9 protein-coding genes are annotated in these 24,559 nt (G+C 61.1%); all 9 read right to left on the minus strand.

Annotation, left to right across the window (positions count from 1 at the left end):
- Positions 1-9: 9 nt before the first annotated feature.
- Positions 10-285, minus strand: a complete 276-nt coding sequence (locus EKH80_RS16890) for a DUF6881 domain-containing protein (protein ID WP_126685961.1) — start codon at positions 283-285, stop codon at positions 10-12.
- Positions 282-19,673 (minus strand): HYD1 signature containing ADP-ribosyltransferase family protein, encoded by a 19,392-nt coding sequence (locus EKH80_RS16895; RefSeq protein WP_126685962.1) that lies wholly within the window; start codon positions 19,671-19,673, stop codon positions 282-284. The genes EKH80_RS16890 and EKH80_RS16895 overlap by 4 nt, the downstream gene beginning before the upstream one ends.
- 269 nt (positions 19,674-19,942) lie before the next feature.
- Positions 19,943-20,650 carry a sigma-70 family RNA polymerase sigma factor gene (locus EKH80_RS16900; protein ID WP_126685963.1) on the minus strand — a complete coding sequence of 236 codons (708 nt, stop codon included), beginning with the start codon at positions 20,648-20,650 and terminating at the stop codon, positions 19,943-19,945.
- A gap of 17 nt (positions 20,651-20,667) precedes the next feature.
- A complete protein-coding gene (fliP, locus tag EKH80_RS16905) occupies positions 20,668-21,411 on the minus strand; it encodes a flagellar type III secretion system pore protein FliP (RefSeq protein ID WP_126685964.1) in 744 nt (247 codons plus the stop codon).
- Positions 21,408-21,779, minus strand: coding sequence for a hypothetical protein (locus tag EKH80_RS16910; protein ID WP_126685965.1), 372 nt, complete (start codon positions 21,777-21,779; stop codon positions 21,408-21,410). Before EKH80_RS16910 ends, fliP begins: the two co-directional genes overlap by 4 nt.
- Positions 21,776-22,081, minus strand: a complete 306-nt coding sequence (locus EKH80_RS16915; RefSeq protein ID WP_126685966.1) for a FliM/FliN family flagellar motor switch protein — start codon at positions 22,079-22,081, stop codon at positions 21,776-21,778. Before EKH80_RS16915 ends, EKH80_RS16910 begins: the two co-directional genes overlap by 4 nt.
- An 84-nt stretch (positions 22,082-22,165) precedes the next feature.
- Positions 22,166-22,933: a FliM/FliN family flagellar motor switch protein gene (locus EKH80_RS16920; RefSeq protein WP_126685967.1), complete on the minus strand. Its 768-nt coding sequence runs from the start codon at positions 22,931-22,933 to the stop codon at positions 22,166-22,168.
- 3 nt (positions 22,934-22,936) lie between these two features.
- Entirely contained in the window at positions 22,937-24,124 is a 1,188-nt protein-coding gene (locus EKH80_RS16925) for a flagellar hook protein FlgE (RefSeq protein ID WP_230473764.1), read from the minus strand.
- A gap of 10 nt (positions 24,125-24,134) precedes the next feature.
- Positions 24,135-24,554, minus strand: a complete 420-nt coding sequence (locus tag EKH80_RS16930) for a flagellar hook capping FlgD N-terminal domain-containing protein (protein WP_126685968.1) — start codon at positions 24,552-24,554, stop codon at positions 24,135-24,137.
- Between the last annotated feature and the right edge of the window lie 5 nt (positions 24,555-24,559).

Consider the following 24,559-nt stretch of genomic DNA (forward strand, 5'->3'; position numbering starts at 1 on the left):
CATTAGTCGCTAGCCATGAGCCTTGGACCAAACTCGCTCGAAGTCAATTTGATTGATCTCTGCTGGCTCAAACTGTGGATCCGCAGCAATTTCGGCTATCGAAGGCAATGGTTCCCTGCTTAGTCCAGAACCGCCCTTTGACTCGGATGAACTGGCAAAGCCCATGCGCCCATCCGCATAGACTTCAACTTTCCTAATTTCCCAACCGCTTTGGTCAATTTCACTGTACATGACCACCGGCTCAGAGCTTAGCGAATGAATCCACTTCACTTGTATGTACATCATTGTCCTAGCACCTGGCCACTGTTAGTGATTCGACCTGACAGATCGAGTGGAACTTCATTGGGAACAACGTACACGCCCGGCCTACCTTGAATTACGTTTAAGCCGGCAGTGTCGATCTCAATGAAGTTTGTATACCGCGCCCCTTGGAATGGGTTGTTTATAAACGCTTTCGAAAGTCGCGCGGGCGACATTGTTCCAGGCGCAATGTCGGAAAGATACTGCCCATTGCCGTAACGCACATCATTCGGATTGAGGGCCTTCAGCGACGGATTCAAAGTCTCCGACTCCAAAATCCCCTTCATACCCGCTTCGTTTGTGTAGTGATACAGCTTCGGTGGGATCCCGCTGTTACGAGCACCAATCTCCGCTGTTGCGTCAACAGCTGTCGTGCCTGGAACCTTACCTTTACCAATTGCATCTCTAGCTGACTGAACGACCTCAGATGCCTTCTTTCCTAGCTTTCCAACCGCATCACCTACCGCAGTGGCAAGCTCCGGAGCAACCGCAGTCACAGCCTTCCCCAGTAGCTTAGCAGCCTTGCCGGCAACTTCTCCACCAACAAGGTCTACCACCCCCTCCTGCACGCTATTCGGCGCAAGAGTCTTGTAGATCGCATATTGAATGCCGTGCCAGACAAAAGCGGCATTATTACCATTCCTGAGATCTTCTTGGCCCTGTTGCTCAAGCTCGTCGGTGACGATCTGATTGAATTGCTGGATCTGCGCGTTGGCGTTCTTCAAAGCTTGGCCGATGCCACCGGAATTTGAGGGTGCACTTGGCACCGGACTCGGCGCGGGAGCAGATGGGCTTGGTGTCGGGTTTGATGGTGCGGGTGCGGGTGCGGGCGCTGGATTCGGAGCAGGAGCAGGAGCAGGAGCCGGCGCCGGCGCAGGAGCCGGACCCGGAGTTGGTGCAGGCACTCGAGCCGGCGCAGGGGTTGGAACCGGCGCAGGTGTTGGGACATGTGTAGGTATCGGATATGGAACAGGTACCGGTTCGGGCTCCGGTGTTGGGCTCGGCTCCGGTGTTGGGCTCGGCTCCGGTGTTGGACTCGGCTCAGGTGTTGGAGCCGGCGCGGGTGTCGGATCTGGCGCAGATACGGGACCCGGCATAGCAATCGGCCCCAGATCGACATGGCCGGGATCGGAGAGGCTACCAGGGGTGATGGTCACCGTGATGGTGGGTGGATCTACAGAAATGGTTGGTGTGTTTGGCGTTACGTCAACGGGGTCGAGAGTATGGGGCTGCGGATCGACCCCCCCTGTGTCTACGGAGCTATTGCCGGCTTGTGAAAGCCCTGTATCTGGGACTGCTTTAGCCCCATAGGCGTAACTTACATTGCACCCGTTCGTGCTTTCGGTAGCGACGAACCCCTGATAGTTTGGATCCAATTGCGTAGTGTTCTGTCCACTTACGCCATAAGTCGTTACGACAAACCCATTCGACGACAAGGGGTTTCCATTTAGGTCAACGCCAGGGTTTGGAACAGTGAAGGTGGAGCCACCGGGTTGCGAACACACTGAATTCAAATTAGGTACCAGGCTTCCGAAATAAGCCGATAGCTGTTGATCACTCCATCCTGCTTGAGGAGCAGTTGTAGCGCCAGTGTTATACGTTAGATTCGATAGCGTATTCGTAGTGTCCGATACGGTTTGACTGCTGGGGCCGTTTATACCCGCAAACGCATTTCCATCAGAAATTTGCTGATCAAGCAGCGATTGCGCCGCGCTGTCTCCGATATATGGATCACCGTTGTCAACGTTCCCATCGGTACCACCATCATTCCCGTAAATGCCATAGGCATTTGTCAACATCGTGGATCCGATATTGACAGTCGTATCAGGAGAAGTCAGGTTGATATTGATATCGGGAGGAGTCACAACGATCGGCGGTAGGGTGACGACCGGATCAGGCGTTGGAGCCGGCGTCGGTACCGGTGTAGGTGCCGGCGCAGGCGTCTGTGACGGATCGGTTGACGGATCGGTTGATGGATCGGTTGATGGATCGGTTGATGGATCGGTTGACGGATCGGTTGATGGATCGGTTGATGGATCGGTTGATGGATCGGTTGATGGATCGGTTGATGGATCGGTTGATGGATCGGTTGATGGATCGGTTGACGGATCGGTTGACGGACCGGTTGATGGACCCGTTGACGGGTCGGTTGATGGACCCGTTGACGGGTCGGTTGATGGACCCGTTGACGGGTCGGTTGATGGACCCGTTGACGGGTCGGTTGACGGACCCGTTGACGGATCGGAGGGACTGGCTACGCCGCCGCCCCAGCCGCCGTCACCGCCCCAGCCGCCGCCGCCATCACCGCCACCATCACCGCCCCAGCCGCCACCGTCACCACCACCACCGCCGTCGCCATCGATCGCCTCGTCCATAGCCATTTCCATCATGGGAGCAGCCATCGCCATCCGCCTGGCGGACGCCTGCCGGACCGCAGGTTCCGATGACTTGAAAGCTGGCTCGGGTACACCGTCGATGTGATCGATATTCGCTTCAGACACAGTTTGCGCAGTTTTCGGCGCGTTCTGTTGCGCCTCCCATGCGGCTTCCTCCTGCTCGATTTGCACTACGGTCTGCGCCAAGGCGGACTGCTGATTGAGCACAGCTTCGATCGACATGGCAATGATTTGTGCGACCGTTTCAAAAGACGCGGCGCCGGCGCTGAGCGTTTGCAAATACGGTTGATAGGTCGTGCTTGCGTTGGCGCTGGTGGTTATCTGCGGAATCTTCAGGGACATCCCCGGGGTAAGGGGTGCCGCGGGCGACAAGCCATTAGCCTGCGCCAGAATGTAGTAATAGTTGCTGTCACCATAGATCGCTTGCGCGAGGGACTGCAGTGTGTCACCCGGTTGCACGGTGTAGCTCTGCGTGCCGAGGGCGCTATTGCTATAGCCACCGGTAGTGCTCAGTACATTGATGGCCCCGGTGCTATCCACACTTCCCAGCTCGTTTTCGCTGACGGATTCGTAGACCGTGATGGTCGTGGCACCGCCGCCGATAACGCTCTTTTGCACGAGCTGTCCGCCACCCGTATAGGCCATGACCTGGGTTTGCGCGGCACCGTTGACCGTACCGCTGCTGCTCGCCAGTTCCCCAAGGTCGTTGTAGGTGTTGTTGGTGGCAGGACCGGCGGTCGCGGTGCCGGCGATCACGGTCTGCGTGGTGCCGGTCTGCAACAACCCGTTCTGCTTTATGTAGCTGATTTGCGTGCCGATCGTGCTGTTGGTGGGGTTGCTATTGATAACGGTCGCGATACTGCCCGTTGTGGTGCGATAACCCAGGACATTGCCTGTGGCGTTGTAGCCATAGCCCGGACCTGCTGCGGCATAGCTGTACTCCGTCGCCAAAAACAAGGCTCCTGCGGTACTGCCGGTGGCGGTGCTTGGCGGAGCCGTATCCTGGTAATTGGCCGCCACGTTGGTCCCGTATTGGCTAATGAGATTTTGTGCAGCCTCTTCGGCGTATTGACTCTGGTCGATCAATTCGCCATCGGCGTTATACGAATAGAAGGTGTCGCTCGATACCCAACCTGCGTCGTTGAAAGTCACGAGAGTGTTGTTGCTGGTACCCGCACCCTGGTGGCCTGCGGGGTTATAGAAAATATCGTTGGCCAGGCGTCCATCCGCGTCATAGTTGCGGCTTTCGTATTGGCTGAAGGTCGTGCCGCCGGCCGCGGTGGTTTGCACCGACGAAAGCTGGCCGAGCACGTTGTAGTAGTTCTTTTGAATGGTCTGCTGATTGGAACCGTTGAGCGACGTGTATTGGATGACATTGCCGGCCGCGTCGTAGACATTCGCACCGGAGTTGTTGGCGTTGGCAATGCTTATCTGGCCATTTTGCAAGCTGCCATCGGCCACGAGCACGCGGCCGTCGGCGTCATAGGTGAACCAATCGGCTTGGATATTGGGTCCGCTGGAAGGCGCAGGTGTTGAGGCCAGCGTGGCCATTGGTGTGGCGGTGGATGACTCCGCTGTTGACATGGTAGCGACGCGCCCTGTCGCTACGGTGACCGTAACATTCTGCGCGCAAGACAGGCCATCGACGGGATCCGTGGCCGTGATGGTCACGACGGTATATATCTGGTTGGTATTGGTGCCGAACGGTGGAGTGTAGATAAGGGCACCCGACCCATTATTAATGCTGAGGCCGGGAACACTATTATTGGTAAGCGAATAGGAAAGCGAACGTCCCATCGGATTTGTGAAGATAACGGGCTGGACCGTACTTGATTGGCCAAACGTAAAACGGGCCTGATCCGTCCCGCCCGTGGCTGCCGGCGGCGACGCCGCGGCGACGGTAATGGTAAACGTCGAAGACGCAAACGGACCGACCGCACTCGTGGCAGTGTAAGTCACCACATACGTACCCGCCGTCGTCGGCGTACCGCTAAAGGTGCGCGTGGAGGCATTGAAGCTTACGCCTGCCGGTAGGCCGCTTGCGCTATAAGTGATACTTGCGCCGTTTGCATCGGTGGCGGCCGGAGCAACATAAGCATTCATCGCGAGCGTTGCTGTCGCGGACTGATTCGCCATGCCACCACTGAATACCGGCGTTACCGCTGGCACGGTGATGTTGAATGTCTGCGAAGCAGACTGTCCTCCCGTAGTTGCCGTCGCGGTATAGGTCACCGTCCAGGTGCCGTTCGCAGTCAACGAACCGCTAAACGTGCGCGTCGAGGCATTAAAGCTGATGCCAAAAGGCAGGCCACTGGCACTGTAGGTCACGCCGTAGCCGTTGGCATCCGTCGCCGCAGGCGCCTGGTAATTCAGACTGGTACCTGGCTGCACGGTTTGCGTGCCGATGCCGCCGGTAAATACCGGCGCCACATTCGGTACCGTGATGGTGAACGGCACGGTCGTGGGCGTAGCCCCTCCACTGCTCGGTGTGGCGGTATAGCTGAGCGCATAGGTACCACCAGCAGTGGGCGTACCGCTGAAGGTGCAGGTCGAGGGATTGAAGCTGATACCCGGTGGCAAGGTGCCGCTGACGCTGTAAGTGATGCCATAGCCGTTGGCATCCGTCGCCGTCGGTGCTTGGTAGCTCCATGCATTACCAGGCTGTGCGGTCTGGTTACTCGGGACGCTGGTGAACACTGGCGACACGGCCGGCACGGACATCGTAAAAGAGCTGCTGACGGTGTGACCCAGCACATCGGTGGCGGTGACGGTGATAGTGAAGCTGCCTGGAGGCGTGGGTACCGGCGCCATACCGGTGAAAGCGCCCGAGCTGCTCATGCTCATCCAACTCGGCATGCCGGTGGCAGTAAAGGTCAGCCCCATGCCCAGACTGTCGGCAAAATCACCAGCGACGCTGAAGCCGATAGCCACGCCCGGCGCGGTGCTCTGGTTCGCGATCGACGTCACGCTGGGGCCGCTCGTGGTCAATGGGATCGGCGTCGCCGCCACCCCGTTGGCGTCATAGGCGCTACTCGTGAACACGGCACGGCGATTACCATCGGCGTCGTAGACGTACACGCTGCGCATCGTCGCAAACGGTGTATCACCGCCGGTGTTCTCGTCGGTGACCTCCTGCAGCCGGTTATGGCTGTCGTAGCTGACCACGATCTGCGAAATAACCGCACCGCCGCCACCATTCAGGGTGTTGATCGTCTCCAGCGTTTCATTGCCGTTGGCGTCGTAGCCATACCCATAGGTGGAGGTGACCGTGCTGCTGCCGCTGGTGACGGCCTCGGTCAAGCTGGCGAGCGCGCCATTGGCTTCGTAGCCGAACGTCAGCGTGGACGTGATGGCACCCGGATTGGGGGTCCCATTCCAGTTGCTGGTTTCGGTGGTCAACAGGCCGGAGTTGGCGTCGTAGGTGTAGGTGTAGGTCGCCCCGCTTTCGTCCGTATGCGTCTGCACCTGCTTGAAGTAGTTATATGTCCAGCTCTGCGTGTAGCCGTCCGCATCGGTCTGATGAATCAGGTTGCCGTTGACGTCATAGACATAGGCGGTGGTTTCGTTCAGCGGCGTGGTGCTAGTCAGCACACGGTGCTGGCTGTCGTAGGTGTAGGTGATGGTGTTGCCAAGCGCATCGGTGGACTGCAGGCGGTCGCCGTTGGCGTTCAGCGTGTAGGTGCCCTGCATGACGAGCGTACGTGCCGTGCCGGCGGCGTTGAGCAGAAAGTAGCCCTGTCCGATGACCTGGCTGAGGTTGTCGTAATTAGTGAAGGTGATGTTGGCCTGGGTGCCGGTGGCGGTTTGCACCGGCGGCGTTTGGCAGGCGACAGCGCGGCCGAGGGCATCGTAGGCGGTGTAGGTGCGCGCGCCGATATTGTCCTGCGCAATCGTCTTGTTGCCGACGGCGTCATAGGCGTACCACGAGGTGTTGCTGTTCTCGTCGGTCACGCCCATCAATTCGCCGGCAACATTGTAATACCACTCTTTCGAGGGGTTGACCCAGTTATAGACGCCCGCCGCCGAGGTCACCAGAACGCTGGCTTCCGCTTCGACCACGAGCTGGTTCTGGCTGTCGTAGTAGTAGGTGGTGGTGGTGCCGTTGGCGTCGGTCTTGGCGGTGACGTTGCCCCAGCGGTCGTAGGTGTAGGTCACCTGCGTACTGGTATCCACACCGCTGGCTGCATTGGTGGCAGGTGTGCGCTGCTGGATCGTATTGCCGCCCAAGTCCAGCCAGTTATGCATCCATGTCGTGGCCGTACTGCCCGTGATGGTTGACTGGTCAGCGATCAGATGGCCGGCCAGGTCGTAGAAGTAGGTATAGACCGCGCCTGTTCTGCTATGGGGCGCGCTGACCTGCTGACCTGCCACGTTGTAAGTGTAGGTGGCTTCGTAGCCGACGTTATCGCCCTTGGCGATCACCTCGCCAAAGGCGTTGTACTTCTTCTGGACATAGTTGTCGTAGGTGCCAACACCACTGCGCTGCACGGCGGTGCTCAACCGTTGGTTGTCGGCATCGTAGGTATTGGTCGTGGTCGCCATGGTGCTGCCGGTCAACGTATAGCTTTGCGTGAGCACGTTGCCGTTGGCGTCGTAGCTGATGTGGTGCAGCGCCGCCCCATTGAGATCGTACTGCGCCACCATCCGACCCAGTTGGTCGTAATACGACCATGTCTGCAACGACTGGCCACCAGCGGAAACGTTGGTGCTCAGCGCGTTGCCTTGCGCATCGTATACGTAGGTCGTGACGGGACTGACGCTGGTATACAGCGCGGCGCTGGTCAGGTCATCGCCTGGCGTGCTTTCCAGGAGGGACTGCCAGTTGCTCACCAACGCCTGTCGCGCTGGTGCCGTGATGGTCAGCACGCGGCCTAGCGCATCGTAGGTCGTGGTCGTGGTATTGCCGTTGACGGTCTGGCTGGCGACCTGGTTTTCACCGTTGTAGGTGTAGCTGGTCACGCTGCTGACCAAGGCGTAACCCACGCTGCCGCTTAGCTGGCCGAGCGTACCGCCGCTATAGGTGTAGCTGCCGGTTTGGGTTTCGCTCGCTACCCGGCCGATCGCGTCGTAGGTGGTGCTGGTGATGCGATCGGCACCGCTGGTTGACGTGGCAGCGCCCGGCAAGCCGGGCATCGTGCTGGTGCTGATGCCACTGGCATTAATCGCCTGAGCGTATTGCGTGCGGCTAGTAACCTGGCCGAAGGCGTTATAGGCCGTCGAGGTGACATAGCCCTGCGGGTTGGTGTAACTACCCGTGGGGGTCACCACCATGACCGCGCGATTGAGTGCGTCGTAGTAGGTGTACGTGGTCGCCCAGATCGCCGGTGTGGTGGTGGTACCGGAGGTATACGCAGCTTGCACCAGCTGCGCCACGCTGGAGACGTTGCCGTAGGCATCATAGGTATAAGCGGTGGTCGGCGAGCCGGTGCTATCGTTGCCTGCGAGCGACCCCATCGCCAGCGTATAGGCGACCGTCGGCAGCACCACCTGCGTCTTCTGATTGAGCTGATCGTAGGTCGTGGTGGTGCTGCGATCGTTGCTCGATGTGACCAGCCCCTGGCCCACCTGGGTCACGCTCAGCGGCTGCCCTGCACTCCAGCCGGTGATCGCGCTGGTGTTGAGCGCGGTGGCGTAGCGCATGGTGGTGACGACGTTGCCAAACGCATCGTAGGTGTATGCCGTCACGTAGCCATTGCCATCGACGGCGTAAGCCAGCTTGCCATCGTTATACGTGCGATAGGTGTAGTTGCCGTTGGCATCCTTGCTCACCACCGCTTCGCCCAGGGCGTTGTAGGTGGTCGTGCTGACGTGGGTGAGCGCATCCGTCACCTGCACCTGATGCCCCATCGCATCGTACGCATAGCTCGTGCTGCTGACGGTGGTGATCGCACTCGCGCTCGCGCCGTAGCCCTGGCTGGTGCTGGTGACGCCGCCGAAGGCGTCGTATGTGTTCGTGGTGTAGAGGTACTGGCTGGCGGCGGTCTGGAACTGGCCGTTGACGGTGCTGTAGCTGCCGACCGTGACGGGTGGGCTCTGGGTCTGGATCAGCCGCCCGGCACCGTCGTGGACATAATTCCAGATAGCGCCATCGCGGTTGCTGGCGCTGGTCTTGAGGTCGCGACCGTCGTAGACGTAGCTGGCGTTGATGCCGAGCGCGTCGCCGGTCGCGGTGATGTCGCCGCGTGAGTTGTAGTACGTGGTGCTGATGCGTGCACCGCTGGTGCCGGCCGCGCTGACGGCCGCCGCGATCGTGCTGGCATTGATCGTGCCCGGCAGCGTGATCGGATTGGCGTATTGCTGGGTTTCGATCAGGCGACCGGCGCCGTCGTAACTGTTCTGCGTGACGTTACCCAACGCATCGATGCTGTACAGCGCGCGGTTGTCGGCGTCGTAAACCATGCTGGTGGTGTGCTTGGCGGTGAAGCTTGCCAACGCCGTGGCCACGCTGGCCGTGGTGAGCTGGGCACTCAGCGAGGACGTGGTGCTCAAGCTCAACGTGCTGCCGTAGACGGTCTGGCTGGTGAGATTGCCGTTGGCGTCGTAGGCGTAGCCCGTGACCAGACCAACGCTACCGCTGTTGTTCTGCTGCACCGTGAAGGCGTGACGTCCGGCGGCGTCATACAACGACAACGTTGCCTCGGCCGTCGCATCTGTATTGCCGTTGGTGCTGATCAGACCCGCCATCAAGGGTTGTGCGGTGCCTGCGGCCAGCGGCACCCACGCGTTCTGGGTGGTGATGCTCGATCCGCTGAGGGCGTTGGCATAGGCCAGGGATTCGATCACCCGTCCGGCCGCGTCGTAGCGGGTTTCGGTGACGTAACCGACGGGATCCATCGTATAGCGCAAGCGGCCGGCGGCGTCATAGATCTGGTAGTTCACCTGATCGCTGCCGCTGAGGCTGACGAGGCTGGCGATCTGCGACGGCGTCGGTGAGGTACCAAGGGTGGCCAGCTGGGCCGCAGTCAGCGCCGTGGCATCGGCGCGCGTGGCCACGACGCGACCGCCGGCGTCATAGTAGGTTTGCACCACCGCGCCGGCGGCATTGACCGTGAATTGCACACGGCCCGCGTTGTCGTAGCTGGTGTACGTGGCGCGATCGTTCGCGCTGCTCGTGATCAGCGCCGCGACCTGCGCGACCGTCGGCGTGCTGCCGAGACCCGCCAACTGGGAGCTGGTCAGGGCCGTGGCATAGGCGATGGTTTTGGTGACGCGGCCAGCGGCATCGTACACGGACTGCGTGACATCGCCCGCCCCATCGATGCCGTAGACCACCTGGCCGTCGGCGTTATAAGCGGTGGTGCTGACGAGGTCGCTACTGCTGGCAGTCAGCACGCCGGCCACGGTTGCGGCCGTGGCCACCGGATTGAAGCTGGTGAGGGTCCAGGCGTTGACCGACGGCTGAATGGCATATGCGCGGGTCTGCGTCACCTGCCCGGCGGCGTTGTAGGTGTACTGCGTCGTGTTTAGACCGACACCGGTCAGCTCGTACGCCAACTGGCCATCGGCGTTGTACACGCGCTGGTGATAGGGATCGGTATTGCTGGCCGTGATGTCGGCGCTGACCGCCGCGACGGTGGGCGTGGTGCCCAGCGCGCTCAGCTGACTGGCCGTGAGCAGGGTGAGGTAGGTGCGCGTGGTGGTGACACGCCCGTCGGCGTCGTACCAGGTTTGCGTGACGGCGCCGGTCGGATCGATGGTGTAGATCCGCTCGTTGGCTTCGTCGTAGACGTAGCGCGTGACATTTCCGTTGGCGTCGGTCTTCGTGACCAGGTTGTCGTTCGCGTCGTAGGCGTAGCTGGTGGTGAGATTGAGTGTGCCCGGCGCGACGATGGTCTGGCTCAGGCGCTCCCGGTTGTCGTAGACGTATTGGGTGGTCGTCGCGGCGCTGGTGCCAGCACCCTCGGTCACCGTGAGCGTATTGCCCGCGCCGTCGTACGTGTACGTGGTGGTGAGCGCCAGCCCGGTCGCATCGACCACCTTGCTCAGCACCTGGCCGTCGGCGTCATAGCTGTAGGTGGTCACCGCGCCCATCGGGTCAGTGACACGTAGCTCGCGGCCTTGGCCGTCGTAACTGTACGTCGTCACCAGGTTAGGACCGACCGTCTGCGTCAACACGCGGCCGCTCGCGTCGTAAGTCATCGTGACAATGTCGCCGGTCGCGTCAGTGGTACTAGTCAGCTCGCCGACTACATTGACTTGCCGGTGGCTGACGTTGCCCAGCGCATCGGTGATGATGCGAAGGTGGCCCCCGGTATCATAGGTGTACGTGGTCGTGTTGCCGCCGCCATCGGTCACGCTCACCGTGTCGCCGTAGGCATCCTTCACCGTGGTGGTGGTGATGCCGCCGGGCGTGGTCAGCGTGGCGGTATGCGTGGTGACGTTGTAGCTGTATTTGGTGACATTGCCGAGTGCATCGGTCTCGGTCAGCACCTGGCCGAAGGCGTCGTAGGTGGTTTGCGTGCTGCGTGCCGTGCCCAGCACGGTCTGGCTGGTCGTGACCTGGCGACCCAGGTTGTCGTAGGTATAGGTGACGGTGTTGCCGTTGCCATCAGTGTGGCGGGTCACGCGGCCGAACGCGTCGTAGGTAGTGGAGGTCGTCCGCGCGACAGATGATCCGACCCCGTCGGTCTCGCTGAGCTGTTCACCGCGAGCATCGTAGGCATAGGTGGTGGTCGTGCTGTTGCTGGCGAAGGGCGCGCTACCCGGCTGGCTCAGTTGCTGCTGCACCTGGGTCACGTCGCCAAAGGCGTCGTAGCTGCGCGCCGTTTGATAGCCATTTCCGTCGGTGACGGTTGCTACCTGGCCGTCGAGCGTGAATTGGGTGGTGGTCACCGCATTGGCATCGCCGCTCACCGCACTCAATGCGGCGACCGCCGTGGCAACCTGGCTGACGGTCGCCCCGATGGGATTGATCGACGTTCCGCTGTTGGTGCCGGCCGTGATGAGGGTAAGCTGACCAGCGTAGGTCGTGGTGCTGGTCACTTCGCCGAAGGCGTCGTAGACGTAGGCGGTGACATCTCCTAATACGTTGCACGTGCTGCCATTGGGTTGACCCTGGATCGTGTAAAGCACCTTGCCATTGGCGTCGTAATAGGACCATGTGCTGTTACCGAGCGCATCGGTGGCTTCCACCTGCTGGCCGAGCGCGTTGTAAACGTAGGTAGTCGTCGCACTCGCGACATCGGTCGACGTCAGCGTTTCCCCGAACGCATCATAAGTCGCACTGGTCGAACGTCCACTGCCCTGCCCGTTGGCCGGCACGACCGAGGTGCCAAACACCTGGCCGAAACTGTTGTACATGTACGTGGTGACGGTGCCATCCGCGGCCGTGCGGCTCATGACCTGGCCAGCTGCGTTGGTCGTGACTGTGCTTTGTTCGTTGATGGTATTGGTGCCGAGCAGGCCTACCAGCCCAGTGACGCTCTCGCTACCGGTCAGCGCCGCAAGTTGGGTGCCGCTCAACGCGGTAGCGTAGCGAGTGGTCGTGGTGGTATCGGTGGTATCGCCGTAGGCGGTCGTGCTGAGGTAGCCATCGGCATCGATTGTCGCGACGACTCGCCCGGTCCCGTCGTTGTACATACGGGTGGTCTGATCCTGCGCGCCGGCGGTGAGGTCCGCCTGCACCGCGGCGAGCGTGGGAGTAGCGCCCAGGCTGCTGAGCTGCGCCGCGGTCAGTGCCGTTGCATAAGCCGTCTGCCGGACGATTTCACTCGCGTCGTTGTACGTAGTGACCGTGACATAGCCCTGCGCATCGATGGTCGCGGCGGCGCGTCCGTCGGCGTCATAGACCGTCAGCGTAGTGCGGTTGGTGGCATTACTGCTGAGATCGGCCTGCAGCGCCGCGAGGGTCGGCTGGCTGCCCAGCGCCGTGCGCTGCGCACCGGTCAACGGGGTCGCGACCTGTGTGGTGGACACTACGTGACCGGCGCCGTCATACAGCGTGGTCGTAACGTTGTTGGCGGGATCGATCGTTGCCACCACCCTGCCGGCAGCGTTGTAAAGCGTAGTCGTGGTGCGGTCGTTGGCGCTTTTCGCCGGCACCTGCAGGCTGGCCGGATAGTTGGCAGTGAGCGCACCGCCACTGATCCAGTTCGCCGTTGCGACCGGCGTCGCGTACTGCGTGCGCTGGACAACTTGCCCGTTGGCATCATAGGTGTACGCGATGACGTAGCCATCGCCATCGATGGTGCCCGTTACCCGGCCATCAGCATCGTAAAAGGTGTAGCTGACGTTGCCGGCCGCATCGATCGCGGCGATCGCTTGACGGTCAGCGTTGTAGACCGCGGTGGTGATGCGGTCGTTGCTGCTGGTAGCGACGTAAGGGGCGACCGCCGCTGCGGAGGCAGTGGGGCTCAGGCTGCTGGTGGCGAGCGCTGTCGCATACTGACGCGTCTGCACCACCTGTCCGGCCGCGTTATAAGTGAACTGCGTGACGCTAGATGTCAAGCCACTCAGGGCGTAAATCAATTGACCATCGGCGTTATACGCATGTTGCGTATAGCTATCGATGTTGCTCGTGGCGACATAAACGCTGACGCTGTTGATCGTTGGCGTGTTACCCAGCGCACTCAACTTGCTGGCGGTAAGCATAGTCGCGTAGGTCCGCGTGGCGGTGACCCGCCCATCTGCGTCGTACCAGGTTTGCGTGACTGCGCCAGCCGGGTCGATAGTGTAGATCAGCTCGTTGGCTTCATCGTAGACATAGCGCGTGACGTTGCCGTTGGCGTCGGTCTTGGTGACCAGGTTGTCGTTGGCGTCGTAGGTGTAACTAGTGGTGAGATTGAGCGTGCCCGGGGCGACGATGGCCTGGCTCAAGCGTTCGCGATTGTCGTAGACGTATTGCGTGGTCGTCGCCGCGCTGGTGCCGGCACCCGTGGTTACGGTGAGCGTCTTGCCGACACCGTCATACGTGTAGGTGGTCGCGAGCGCCAGCCCGGTCGCATCGACCACTTTGCTCAGCACCTGGCCGTTGGCGTCATAGCTGTAGGCGATCACCACGCCCATCGGATCGGTGACACGCAGCTGACGGCCCTGGCCGTCGTAGCTGTACGTCGTCACCCGATTGAGCCCACTCGGATCGACCGTCTGCGTCAGCACGCGGCCGCTCGCGTCGTAGGTCATCGTGACCACGCGGCCGCTGGCGTCGGTGGTCTGGATCAGCTCGCCGTCAGCGTCGACTTGGCGGTGGCTGACGTTGCCCAGCGCATCGGTGGCGGTAAGCAGGCGGCCATCGCCATCATAGGTATAGGTGGTGGTGTTGCCGCCGCCGTCGGTCACGCTCACGGTGTCGCCGTAGGCGTCCTTCACCGTCGTGGTGGTGATACCGCCGGGGGTGGTCACCGTCGCGGTGTGCGTCGTGACGTTGTAGCTGAAGGTCGTGGTGTTGCCGAGCGCATCGGTCTCGGTCAGCACCTGGCCGAAGGCGTCGTACGTGGTCTGCGTGCTGCGCGCCGTGCCCTGCACGGTCTGGCTGGTCGTGACCTGGCGACCCAGGTTGTCGTAGGTATAGGTGATGGTGTTGCCATTGCCGTCGGTGCGATGGGTCACGCGGCCGAAGGCATCGTAGGTGGCGGAGGTCGTGCGCGCGACAGACGACCCAACGCCCTCGGTGGTGCTGAGCTGTTCGCCGCGGTTGTCGTAGGCATAGGTGGTGGTCGTGCTGTTGCTGGCTGTGAGCGCACTGCCCGGCTGGCTCAGCTGCTGTTGCACCTGCGCCACATCGCCGAAGGCGTCATAGCTGCGGACTGATTGATAGCCGTTGCCGTCGGTGACGGTCGCCACCTGGCCGTCGGCGGTGTACGTGGTGGTCGTCACCGCAGTGGGGGCACCGTTGATGGTGCTGAGTGCAGCAATGGCGGCTGCCACTTGAGCGGCGGTCGCGCCCGTGGGATTTATCGACGTCCCGCTGTTGCTGCCGGTGGTGATGAGCGTGAGCGACGCGGCGTAAGTGGTGGTGCTGGTCACTTCACCGAAGGCGCTGTAGGCGTAAGCGGTAACGTTACCCGTTGCGTTACGCGTCGCGCCGCTTGGCTGACCCTGGATGGTGTACAGGACCTTGCCGTCAGCATCGTAGGTAGTCCATGTGCTGTTGCCCAGCGCATCGGTGGCCTCCACGGGTTGGCCGAGCGCGTTGTACACGTAGGTAGTCGTCGCACTCGCCCCATCGGTCGACGTCAACGTCTCACCGAACGCGTCGTAGGTGGCGCTCGTGGTGCGGGCCGTGCCCTGCCCACTGACCGGCGTAACCGTGGTGCTGAGCACCTGGCCGACGCTGTTGTAGGTATAGGTCGTGACCGTACCATCCACGGCCGTGCGGCTGGTGATCTGGCCGTCGCCGTTGGTGGTGACGTGACTGGATTCGTTCGCGGTGTTGCTGCCGAGCAGGGCCACCAGCGCGGTCACGCTCTCGCTGCCGGTCAGCGCACCGAGCTGGGCGCCGGTCAACGCGGTGGCGTAGCGCGTGGTCGTGGTGGTGTCGGCGGTTTCGTCGTAAGCGGTAGTGGTGAGGTAGCCATCCGCATCGATCGTGGCCACGACACGCCCGGCCCCGTCGACGGTGGTGCGCGTCGTCTGGTCCTGCGCGCTGGTGGTGAGGTCCGCCTGCACGGCGGCGAGCGTGGGGGTGTTGCCCAGGCTGCTGAGCTGCGTCGCGGTCAACGCGGTGGCATAGGCGGTTTGACGGACGATCGCGCCAGCATCGCTATACACGGTGACCGTGACATAGCCGAGTGCGTCGATCGTGGCGACGGCCCGCCCGTCGGCGTCGTCCACCGTCAGCGTCGTGCGGTTGTTGGCGTTGCTGCTGAGGTCGGCCTGCAGCGCAGCGATGGTCGGATGACTGCCCAGCGTCGTGCGCTGCGCAGCGGTCAGGGGTGTTGCGTATTGCGTGGTGGCCAGCACGTGGCCGGTGCCATCGTAGGTGGTGGTAGTGACGTTGTTGGCCGGATCGATGGTTGCGACGACTTGGCCGGCCGCGTTGTAGATCGTGGTCGTGGTCCGATCGCTGCTGCCAGGCGTCAACAAGCCCTGCAAGGTGACTACCGTGGGCGTGGCAGCCAAGGTCGCCAACTGCTTGGCGGTCAGTGGTGTGCCATATTGCACCGTACTAATGACATGTCCGTCGGCGTCACGCGTATAGCCAGTGACGTTGCCGTCTGCATCCACGGAATAGGCCAACTCATTGTCGGCGTTATATAGCGTGTAGCTGGTTTGGCCATTGGGATCAGTAACGCTTGTGGGCCGGCCGACGCTGTCATATCCATAAGTCGTGTTACGCCCAGGATTGGTGCTGGCAAGGACGTCTTGCAAAACAGTAGGTGTGGGCGCCTCCTCCAGCAAGGCCATCTGCGCGGCCGTCAGCGGTGTCTTGTAAAGCAATGGACTGCCGCCGGGCTGATTGACAGTGACGAACTCGCCAGTGACCGTACTCACCGTGCCGTCGGCGTTGGTGAAGTAGTGCGTCTGATAGGCCACCGTGGCATTGACATTGCCATATGCGTCGTAGATGGTCAGGCTCGTTTGATCAGCGGCGCTAGGAGTGACCAGTGCTTGCAGCTGTGGCAAGGTAGGAACACCCAGCGATTCCGCCTGCAGCGGGGTCAAGGGTGTCGCATAGTTGGTGATTGCAACGCACCGGCCTTGATTGTCAAACGTCTGAGTAAACACATACTCCTGCACCACCGTACTGGGTTTGCCATTGGTCGTAACGGTGACTTGTTGATAATTGATTTCGGCTACTACTCGCCCAGCCGCATCAAAAATAACCGACGACACTAGGTCATTGTTCGATGGACTGACCATCGCTTGCACCTGTGCAAGCGTGGGCGGGCTACTCAAGGAAGCTAGCTGTGTACTGGTTAGCGGCGTTTGATAAATAACTTCTGTATAGGAATTTCCGCTACCACTGTAGTAAATGATATTTGCGAAGTAACCAAATTGGGTACTGTTACCGTTGGAAACGGTACCGGGAAGAATGGACCCCTTGGATCGACTACCATCGATGATATAGCTGATCGAGTAATCATCCGGCGATGTCGTTATCAGTGCTTGCACTTGCGCACTTGTCGGTGCCGTACCCAAAGACGCGATTTGTGACGATGTCAGCGGCGTAGCATAAGTGACGACTCCCGTTCGAATTCCCGCACTGTTGATTAGATAGGCAGTGATGTACTCGCCCGGCGCAAGCGCTTTTAAGCTGCCGTCCGCGTTTTGGCCCACCACAAGGCCGTCGATGTGGTGAATGAGATATCTAAGGCCGTAATTATCCATCGTTCGGATAGACGTCTGGTCGGCCGCGCTGGTCGTCACCAATGCCTGAATCTGCGCCAAAGTGGGCGCACTTCCCAAGGAAGCTACTTGAGCTGCAGTCAGTGGCGTGACATAAGTCGTAGTTACATGAGTTCTATTGCTGTCAGCATACGAAACCGCTATGAACTCGCCAGCCACCAGCACGCCGGACGGATTTTTGTAAGCACCAAAGCTCACGCCGGCCGTCACGCCATTCGCACCGCTGTCCACCGCGCTCAACGTGGTCTGGTCATTCGCGCTGGATGTCAACAGCGCTTGCACAGCCGACAAGGTGGGCGTGGTACCCAGCGAGTCCAGCTGCGCCACTGTCAGCGGTGTGGCGTACTGCACTGTCTGGGTGCTGCCGACTGTCATGGTTACCAATTCACCCGTGACCGGGTCGGTGCTGCCGTCGGGATTGGTGAAGCTGGTGGTGCCGTACTGCACCTTGGCCTGTTGTCCGTTGCTGCCGCTAATCGTCAGACTGATCTGGTCGCTGGCGCTAGTCACCAGCATCGGTTGCAACGTGGCGGCTGTTGGCGAGGCGACGAACTGGGCCATTTGCGCCGCCGTCAGCGGTGTAGCGTACAACCTGGTATACGTGGTCTGCGCACTGGTTACGGTGATCGTTACAAACTCACCTTCTACCCATTGGCCGGTGCCATCCGGATGCTTAATGTAGTGACTTTGGTAGGCGATTGTGGCGCCGGTGCTTGTCGTCGAGGTAGACCCGAGCCCTATCGACAGGCCAGTCTGCGTGACAGTTGCCGGCGATGGAGAGTTGGCATTACCCGATGAAAGCTGCGTGCTGCTGACCAACTGCCCGGCACTGTTACGCATCTGCAAAGTGCTCAGTCCATTAGCCTGCGTTATCACCAACGCGTCGTAACTGCCGTTGTCGAGATAGGCATAGCTGGTGACATTCCCAAGCGGGTCCGTCTTGCTGATCATTCTTCCTATGCCATCGTAGGCATAGGCAGTGGTCTGCAAAGTGCTGCGGTTAGCACCGGTCTCGGTGCTTGAGTGCAGCAGACGTCCTTGCACGTCATATGTCGTCGTCGTGACGACGGTGCCGTTGCTCACCACGCCCACGCCACTGCTGTTGATCGTGTCGTACTGGATTTGCCAGGTCAGCTGCCCGCGCACGTCGTAGGTGTAGTCAGTGCGAGTGCTTTGGCTGAGCGTGTTTTGTACAGCCGTACCCTGCACCCACGCCTGCAGTTGAGCCAACGTCGGCGGGTTGCTGGGACTGTTGCTGCTGGTGCTGTAAGTCGTGCCCAGATACTGGCGCGTGGTGGTCAGTTCACTGAGACCATTGACGGAGTTGTAGTCGTGTTCGGTGACCGCACCCAGAGCGTCGATGGCGTAGGCCAGCTGGTTGGTGGCGTTATAGACGTAATAGCTGGTTTGCGCACCGCTCGGCGCCACATAACCGCCTTGCCCCACTACACCTTGGGCCGGCACCGTGTACGTGGTCTTGCTGGTGACCTGGTCGGCCGCGTTGTAGGTGTAGCTGACAGTGTTGCCGGCACCGTCTTCGACGCTGAGCAGGTTGCCGTTGGCGTCGTATTGGTACGTGGTGATGGCACCGTTCGGATCGGCACTCGTCAACAAGTTGCCGTTGGCGTCGTAGGTGTAGGTGGTGGTGGGCGATACGCCATTCACCGCCGGGGCGATCACGCTGGTGAGCTGGCCCTGGGCGTTGGTCTGATACGTGGTGGCATTGCCCAGACTATCGGTGACGGTGGTGCTGTGGGTGCCGTAGCTCAGCGCGATGGTTTGGGCGGCGCTGCCGCTGCCGGTCGTGACACCGGTGACCTGGTACGCCCCCTGCGCATCCTGCGTATAGGTATAGCTGACCGCGGTACCGTCACTCTGGGTAACGCTGCTGATCAGGTCCGTGGTGCCCTGATACGTGTAGGCGGAGGTGTAGCTGGCCGTCGTGCTGCTGTCAGTGTCCGACGCCAGGGTGGTGGTGACGCTGGTGAGGCGGCCCTGGCTGTCGTAGCCGTAGCTCACCGCCTGGCGGGTCACGGCGGTGCTTTGGCCCGGCGGGATCTCCTGGATCGACAGGCTGATCAGCTGGTGGCTGGTGTTATAGCCGAGCAGCAGCGTGTCGCCATCGCCGGCGGTGATCTGACTCAACTGGCCATTGCTGTAGCTGAAGTTGTAGCTGGCGCCGCTGGACGTATCGGTCAGCGCGGTGAGCTGGCCGGTGGCGTTATAGGTTTCCTGCCGGCGATCGGCGGCGTCGGTCCAGGTCCAGGTGGACGAGGTCGCGTTCCAGCTTAGCGTGTCGACGGCGCCGCTTTGGGCGGTGCTGACGTACGCACCGAGCGTGGCGTTGTAGGTGTAGACGACGCTGGAGCCGTCGTCATCCGTACGGGTGATGGTGCTGCCGGCGGTGTTGAGCGTGCCGGTCAGGCCGTTGAGGTTACGGCTGAAGCCATAGCTCCAGCCGTTGCTGCTCAGCTGTCCCAGGCTGTTGTAGGTGCGTAGCACGTTGAGCGGCAGGCCGTCGAACAACATGCCTTCGTCGGCGCTTTGCAGGACCAGGTTGCCGGTCGCGGTATTGACGTAACCGCGGTTGCCGACCTGACCGAGCGAGGGCGAGCCGCCCTGCGCTGAGCCCAACTGCGTCAACGAGGTATTGCCAAGGCCCAGACCGTTGCCCGTGATCACTGCGACCATCGTGTTGCTCCCGAGATGATTAAAGTGGCCACCACCGTGGCGACCAAACTCGGGAGTACTAATCTTGGATTTAGGGGAAAAGTTTAGAGCTGGACGCCATGACTAATGGCCTAGATACACGTAAGTTTCATGACAGCCAATGACGGCCATACCGCTCAAAGGCTTGAACGATGCAGCGGCGTAAGCTGGGATGACAATCTCGGCATCGCGCGGATTGCATGCATGGCAATGCTGGGTTTTGCAACCCAGCCTACGAATGGCATCCCGATCTACGCCAGTTCGGCCATTGCCCGTGCGCGAAGGCAACCTCGTAATCGATCCAACGCACGCTTGTGCAATTGCGAAATCCGCCCTTTCGTCACGCCCAGCCGTTCGGCCACCTCCACGAACGACAGCTGATGGTAGTAATGCAGCACCACTACCATCTGTTCGCGCTCGGTGAGCTGCTCCAGGCTATCCGACACGGCCGCGCTCAATTGCGCCTTTTCCAGCTCCGCATAGGCATCTGCCGGCTGCACGCCGCCGGGCATGGATTGCATGTCCAGCAGGAAGCCCAGACCAAGGCCAACCGTGGTCGCGATGAAATCTTCCAGGGCGTCGCCGCTGCCTTCTTCATGCAGCGATTCGACGCGCTCCTTTGCCGCCGTCCTTCGATAGGGTGCGTCATGGCCTAGTTCGAGGTGCACATTGCGCAATACGCGCAAACCATCAAACACCGCGCCGCGTATACGCAGCCGCGCGAATGGTTTGAAAGGCACGCGCCGAGCAGGGTCGAAACGTTCGATGGCCTCCATCAGGCCAAGCAAGGCGTTCTGCACGCAGTCGTGCCAGGAGTCGCGCATCAGGTAGACGCGCATATAGACGTCGCGCGCCACCATGCGCGCCCATGGGGAATAATGGATGATCAACGCATCACGTGCAGCGTGACTGCGCTCTTGTTGCCAGCGCAGCCACAGGGTGTCCTCATCGCCCTCCACCTGGAGCGCCTGCGCATTCAGAGGTGATAGCCGCTGAGCAGGGCCTGGGCCAGCAGGGTCCAGCCATTGATCAGCAGGAACAGCAGGATCTTCAATGGCAGGCTGATGGTGGTCGGCGGCAGCATGATCATGCCCAGCGCCATCAGGATCGCGGCCACTACCAGATCGATCAGCAGAAACGGCAGGAAGATCACGAAGCCGATCTGAAAGGCCGTACGCAGCTCGCTCAGCATGAACGCCGGAATGAGTTGCAAGGCGCCGATATCCTGCACCGACTTCGGTGGCGGCACTTTGGCCATGCGTACCACGGCCAGCAGATCGTCCTCGCGGGTCTGGCGCAGCATGAACAGCTTGAACGGCTCGAAGGCACGGGCCGCCGCCGCCTGGATCGGCATTTCGTGCCGAAGATACGGATCCAGGCCGCTCTGCTTGGCGCTCTGGAATACCGGGCTCATCGAGAACAAGGTCAGGAACATCGCCAGCGTAAGCAGCACGCTATTGGGCGGTGTCTGCTGCAGGCCCAAGGCACTGCGCACCAGCGACAGCACCACGATGATGCGCGTGAAGGAAGTCAACGCGATTACCATCAGCGGGATGAACGACAACAGCGACAACAGCAGGAACGAGCGCAGAATCGGCGAGTAATCCTCGCTGGAAGCGCGCGCGATAGCGTCCTGGATCGGGTCTGCGCACCAGCCTGTGATAGGCAGGAATATCCCGGCCACAAACAAGCCCACCAAAAACCACTTGCTGCGCATCATGACGTTCCCTCGCCTACAGCTTGATGAGCAGCCACCGGCGTTACCGTGGCATTCGTGCCGCGACTGCTCTCCACGATCAAATAGGTCTGGCCGCGATAACTGATGGCATGTGCCGTCGTGCCTATGCTGAGGCGGCGGGACGCCTGCAATTGAATGCCCTCTTCCGGAGACGCAATCACGCGCGCCGCCCCCCGCCACCCAACCCAGCCCCGGCGACGCACATACAGCAATGCCGCGGTCAGCAAGCCCAATAGACACAGCGTGATCAGCAATGCCAAGGCAAACGTGCCCATTGAGACAGGCGCGTCGGTGCGATAGGGAATGGCTGCTGGCGCCATCTGCGCTACCCGGAAAATCTTGAGGCTCACAGGATCTCGGTAATCTTCAGGCCGAAACTGTCGCCCACGGCCATCAGCTGGCCGCGTGCGATGCTTTTGCCGTCGAGCTGCAAGGTCACCGGCGCGTCCAGATGCGTGTCCAGCGTCACCGTATCGCCCTTGCTCAGGCTGAAGAGCTTTTCCACACTCATTTCGGCCGTCCCCAACAGCACTTCCAGGCGCACGTTCACGTGCCCCAGCATGGACAGGTTGCGCCTAATCAGGGGGTCGCCCGCGACGGGTTCATAAGGGGCCTCTTCCAATTGAATTGGTGCTACGACAATTTCGTTCATGACTGCTGTTCCTATCTTTTTGTAGGCTGGGATGGCGATCCCAGCATCATGCGGCTGCCGGAAAGCGGGGATTGGCATCCCAGCCTAGGTATGCCCGTCGAGCATGACGGCCCGTTTTTCACCGGCGCGCCGCAGAAAACCCGCGGCAATGGCGCCGTGACCTTGCAGATGAATCTGCAGGGGCTCATCCAGTTTGCGGTCTCCGACCAGGACCTCACCGACGCCGAGATCGGACAGATGCGCCAGGTCCACCGAGCCAAAATCCATCACCGCCGTCACTCTCAATGGCGCGTTTTGGACGGCGTCCTGCCGATGCACCAGGCCGGGCTGCCGGGCGATGGCCGGCGGCGGAACCAGGCGATCCGCTAAGTTGCGGTCGATTGCCAGGTCCAGTGACCAGCGTCCGACCATGGCCGTGACACGGAACGCGCCGAGGCGCGCATGCTCAACGCTCAACGGCGCGCGCTCCTCGCAGAGCTTGACGGTCTTGGTCACTCCGGCACGGCGCTGGACGCGCGAAGAAAGATCCAGCAACGCATCCTCGCCCAGCCCGCGCGCAAGATCCGTGTCCGCGTCGGTGGTCGGGTTGGCGCCTACGAGAAAACGCCCGATGGCATCAAAATCCTTGCCGCCCGAGTAAATGGCCAGCGTTCCGGCATCGCCGGTCGACACCCAGTGCATCGGACCCGGGTCCCGATTGAGGTCCGTTGCATTGGCGTGCACCTCGATGGCGCCCTCCGCCGAACCGATCCACCAGTTGCGCGCCCAATCCTCCACCAGCCCTGCCAGCAAAGTCTGCAGTGCCTCACGGCGGGATTTCCCAAGCCAGCCAAAGCGAACATCCTGCGTCATGCATCAGCCTCCACGCGTGCTGTCGTAAAGCTGTTGCAGCATGTCGCTGGAAACGGTCATCACGCGTGAGCTGGCCTGGTAGCCACGTTGCAGCACGATCATGTCCGCCAGCTCCTGGGTAAGGTCTACATTGGACATTTCCAGGCTGCTGCCTTGGATTTTCCCGAAGCTGGCGGAGCCCGGAGTGCCGAGCTGCGCCACCTGGTTTTGCGGCGGCAGATACAGATTGCCCTGGATGGCCTGCAGCGAACTCTCGTTCGGGAACGTCGCCAGCGCCAACTGCGGGCCGGCATGCGTGGAGCCGTCGGCATAGGTCAATTGCAGGATGCCGTTAGTATCGAACGATTCGGAGGAAATGCCGACCACGCCATGGCCATCCTGCACCTTCGCGGCAAGACTGCTGCCGGTGCCGGGAATGCCGGTGGCGCCACTGAAGCTGCCGGGCGTGCCGAAATTGAACACGACGCTCTGCGACTTGCCGCCCAGATTGGCCGACATGGTGACCGAATTCGCACCCGCCGTCGGCGCGCCGGTCTGGTCGAACGTCACCTGGCCACTGCCTACCGGCGCAGTGCTGCCGCTATTGGTAATCGCAACATTCCACGTCGTGGACCCCGGCGGAGCCGGTGTCGTCGAGCTGCTTGCCGCAGTCAATGTCATGGTCAGCGTATGCGCCGTACCCTGTGCGTCGTAGATGGTGATGTTGCTGATCGTGTCAGGCGAACTGGCGCTGACTATGTTGCCGACCATGTTCACCGTGGTAGTAGCCACCGCAGGCAGCGTCTTCAAGCTGCTGATGTCGATGTTGCCGTAGCTGCCGGTGGGGCTGTAGCCCTGCACCAGGTACTTGTTGACCGAATCTTCCAGCTGGCCCGACGTATTGAAGTCGAACTGACCCGAGCGCGTGTAGTAGAGATTGCCCTGAGCATCCTTCAGGATGAACAAGCCGTCGCCCTGGATGGCGACATCCGTGCTGGTGCTGGTCTGCTCGATCTGCCCTTCGCTGGTATTCTCAGCGGTACCGGCGATCTTCGTGCCGTCATCGCCCAGCACGTTTTCGAAAAACGAGTCGCTGCCGCGAAAGCCCGGCGTGTTCATATTACTGATGTTGTTGCTGATGGTGTTGAGGTTCTGCGAGAAGCCGAACAGACCTGACACACTGTTGTACAAAGCTTGCATGATGCTGGGCATGGGCTGCTCCTCAAGGGGTCACAAGCGTCACTTGCGACAGATTCACATTGGTCAGCACGCTGCCCGTGGAGGGCGTCACCGTGAGCTGCACGCCATTCGCGCTGTACTGGATACCGGTCACTTTGCCCACCGTGGTCGAGCCGTCGGCATTGCTGACTTGCACCGTATGCGACAGCAAGGCGACCGTCTGGTCGGAGGCGTCGAGCGTGGCCAGGTTGTTGATGCCGGTGATTTCCTCGCTCTGCTGTTCGATCCCCACGAACTGCGCCAGCTGGGTCAGGAACTGGCTGTTGTCCAGCGGCTGCATGGGGTCCTGGAAGCGCAGCTCGCTCACGAATAACTGGATGAAGTCCTGTTCGTTGATGCCCGCATTGGGCAACGACGTGGGATTGGTCGAGCTCAAGGTGTTACCGATCGCTTGCACGGTCATCGCGT

It is taken from the genome of Dyella choica, assembly GCF_003977665.1.
Classification (GTDB): Bacteria; Pseudomonadota; Gammaproteobacteria; order Xanthomonadales; family Rhodanobacteraceae; genus Dyella_B; species Dyella_B choica.

Excerpts from the sequence above, each read along its gene's own strand:
- EKH80_RS16915 (WP_126685966.1), bottom strand. The coding sequence starts at position 22,081 with ATGAACGAAATTGTCGTAGCACCAATTCAATTGGAAGAGGCCCCTTAT.
- EKH80_RS16930 (WP_126685968.1), bottom strand. The coding sequence starts at position 24,554 with ATGACCGTGCAAGCGATCGGTAACACCTTGAGCTCGACCAATCCCACG.
- EKH80_RS16895 (WP_126685962.1), bottom strand. The coding sequence starts at position 19,673 with ATGGTCGCAGTGATCACGGGCAACGGTCTGGGCCTTGGCAATACCTCG.
- EKH80_RS16890 (WP_126685961.1), bottom strand. The coding sequence starts at position 285 with ATGATGTACATACAAGTGAAGTGGATTCATTCGCTAAGCTCTGAGCCG.
- EKH80_RS16920 (WP_126685967.1), bottom strand. The coding sequence starts at position 22,933 with ATGACGCAGGATGTTCGCTTTGGCTGGCTTGGGAAATCCCGCCGTGAG.
- EKH80_RS16925 (WP_230473764.1), bottom strand. The coding sequence starts at position 24,124 with ATGCCCAGCATCATGCAAGCTTTGTACAACAGTGTGTCAGGTCTGTTC.
- fliP (WP_126685964.1), bottom strand. The coding sequence starts at position 21,411 with ATGATGCGCAGCAAGTGGTTTTTGGTGGGCTTGTTTGTGGCCGGGATA.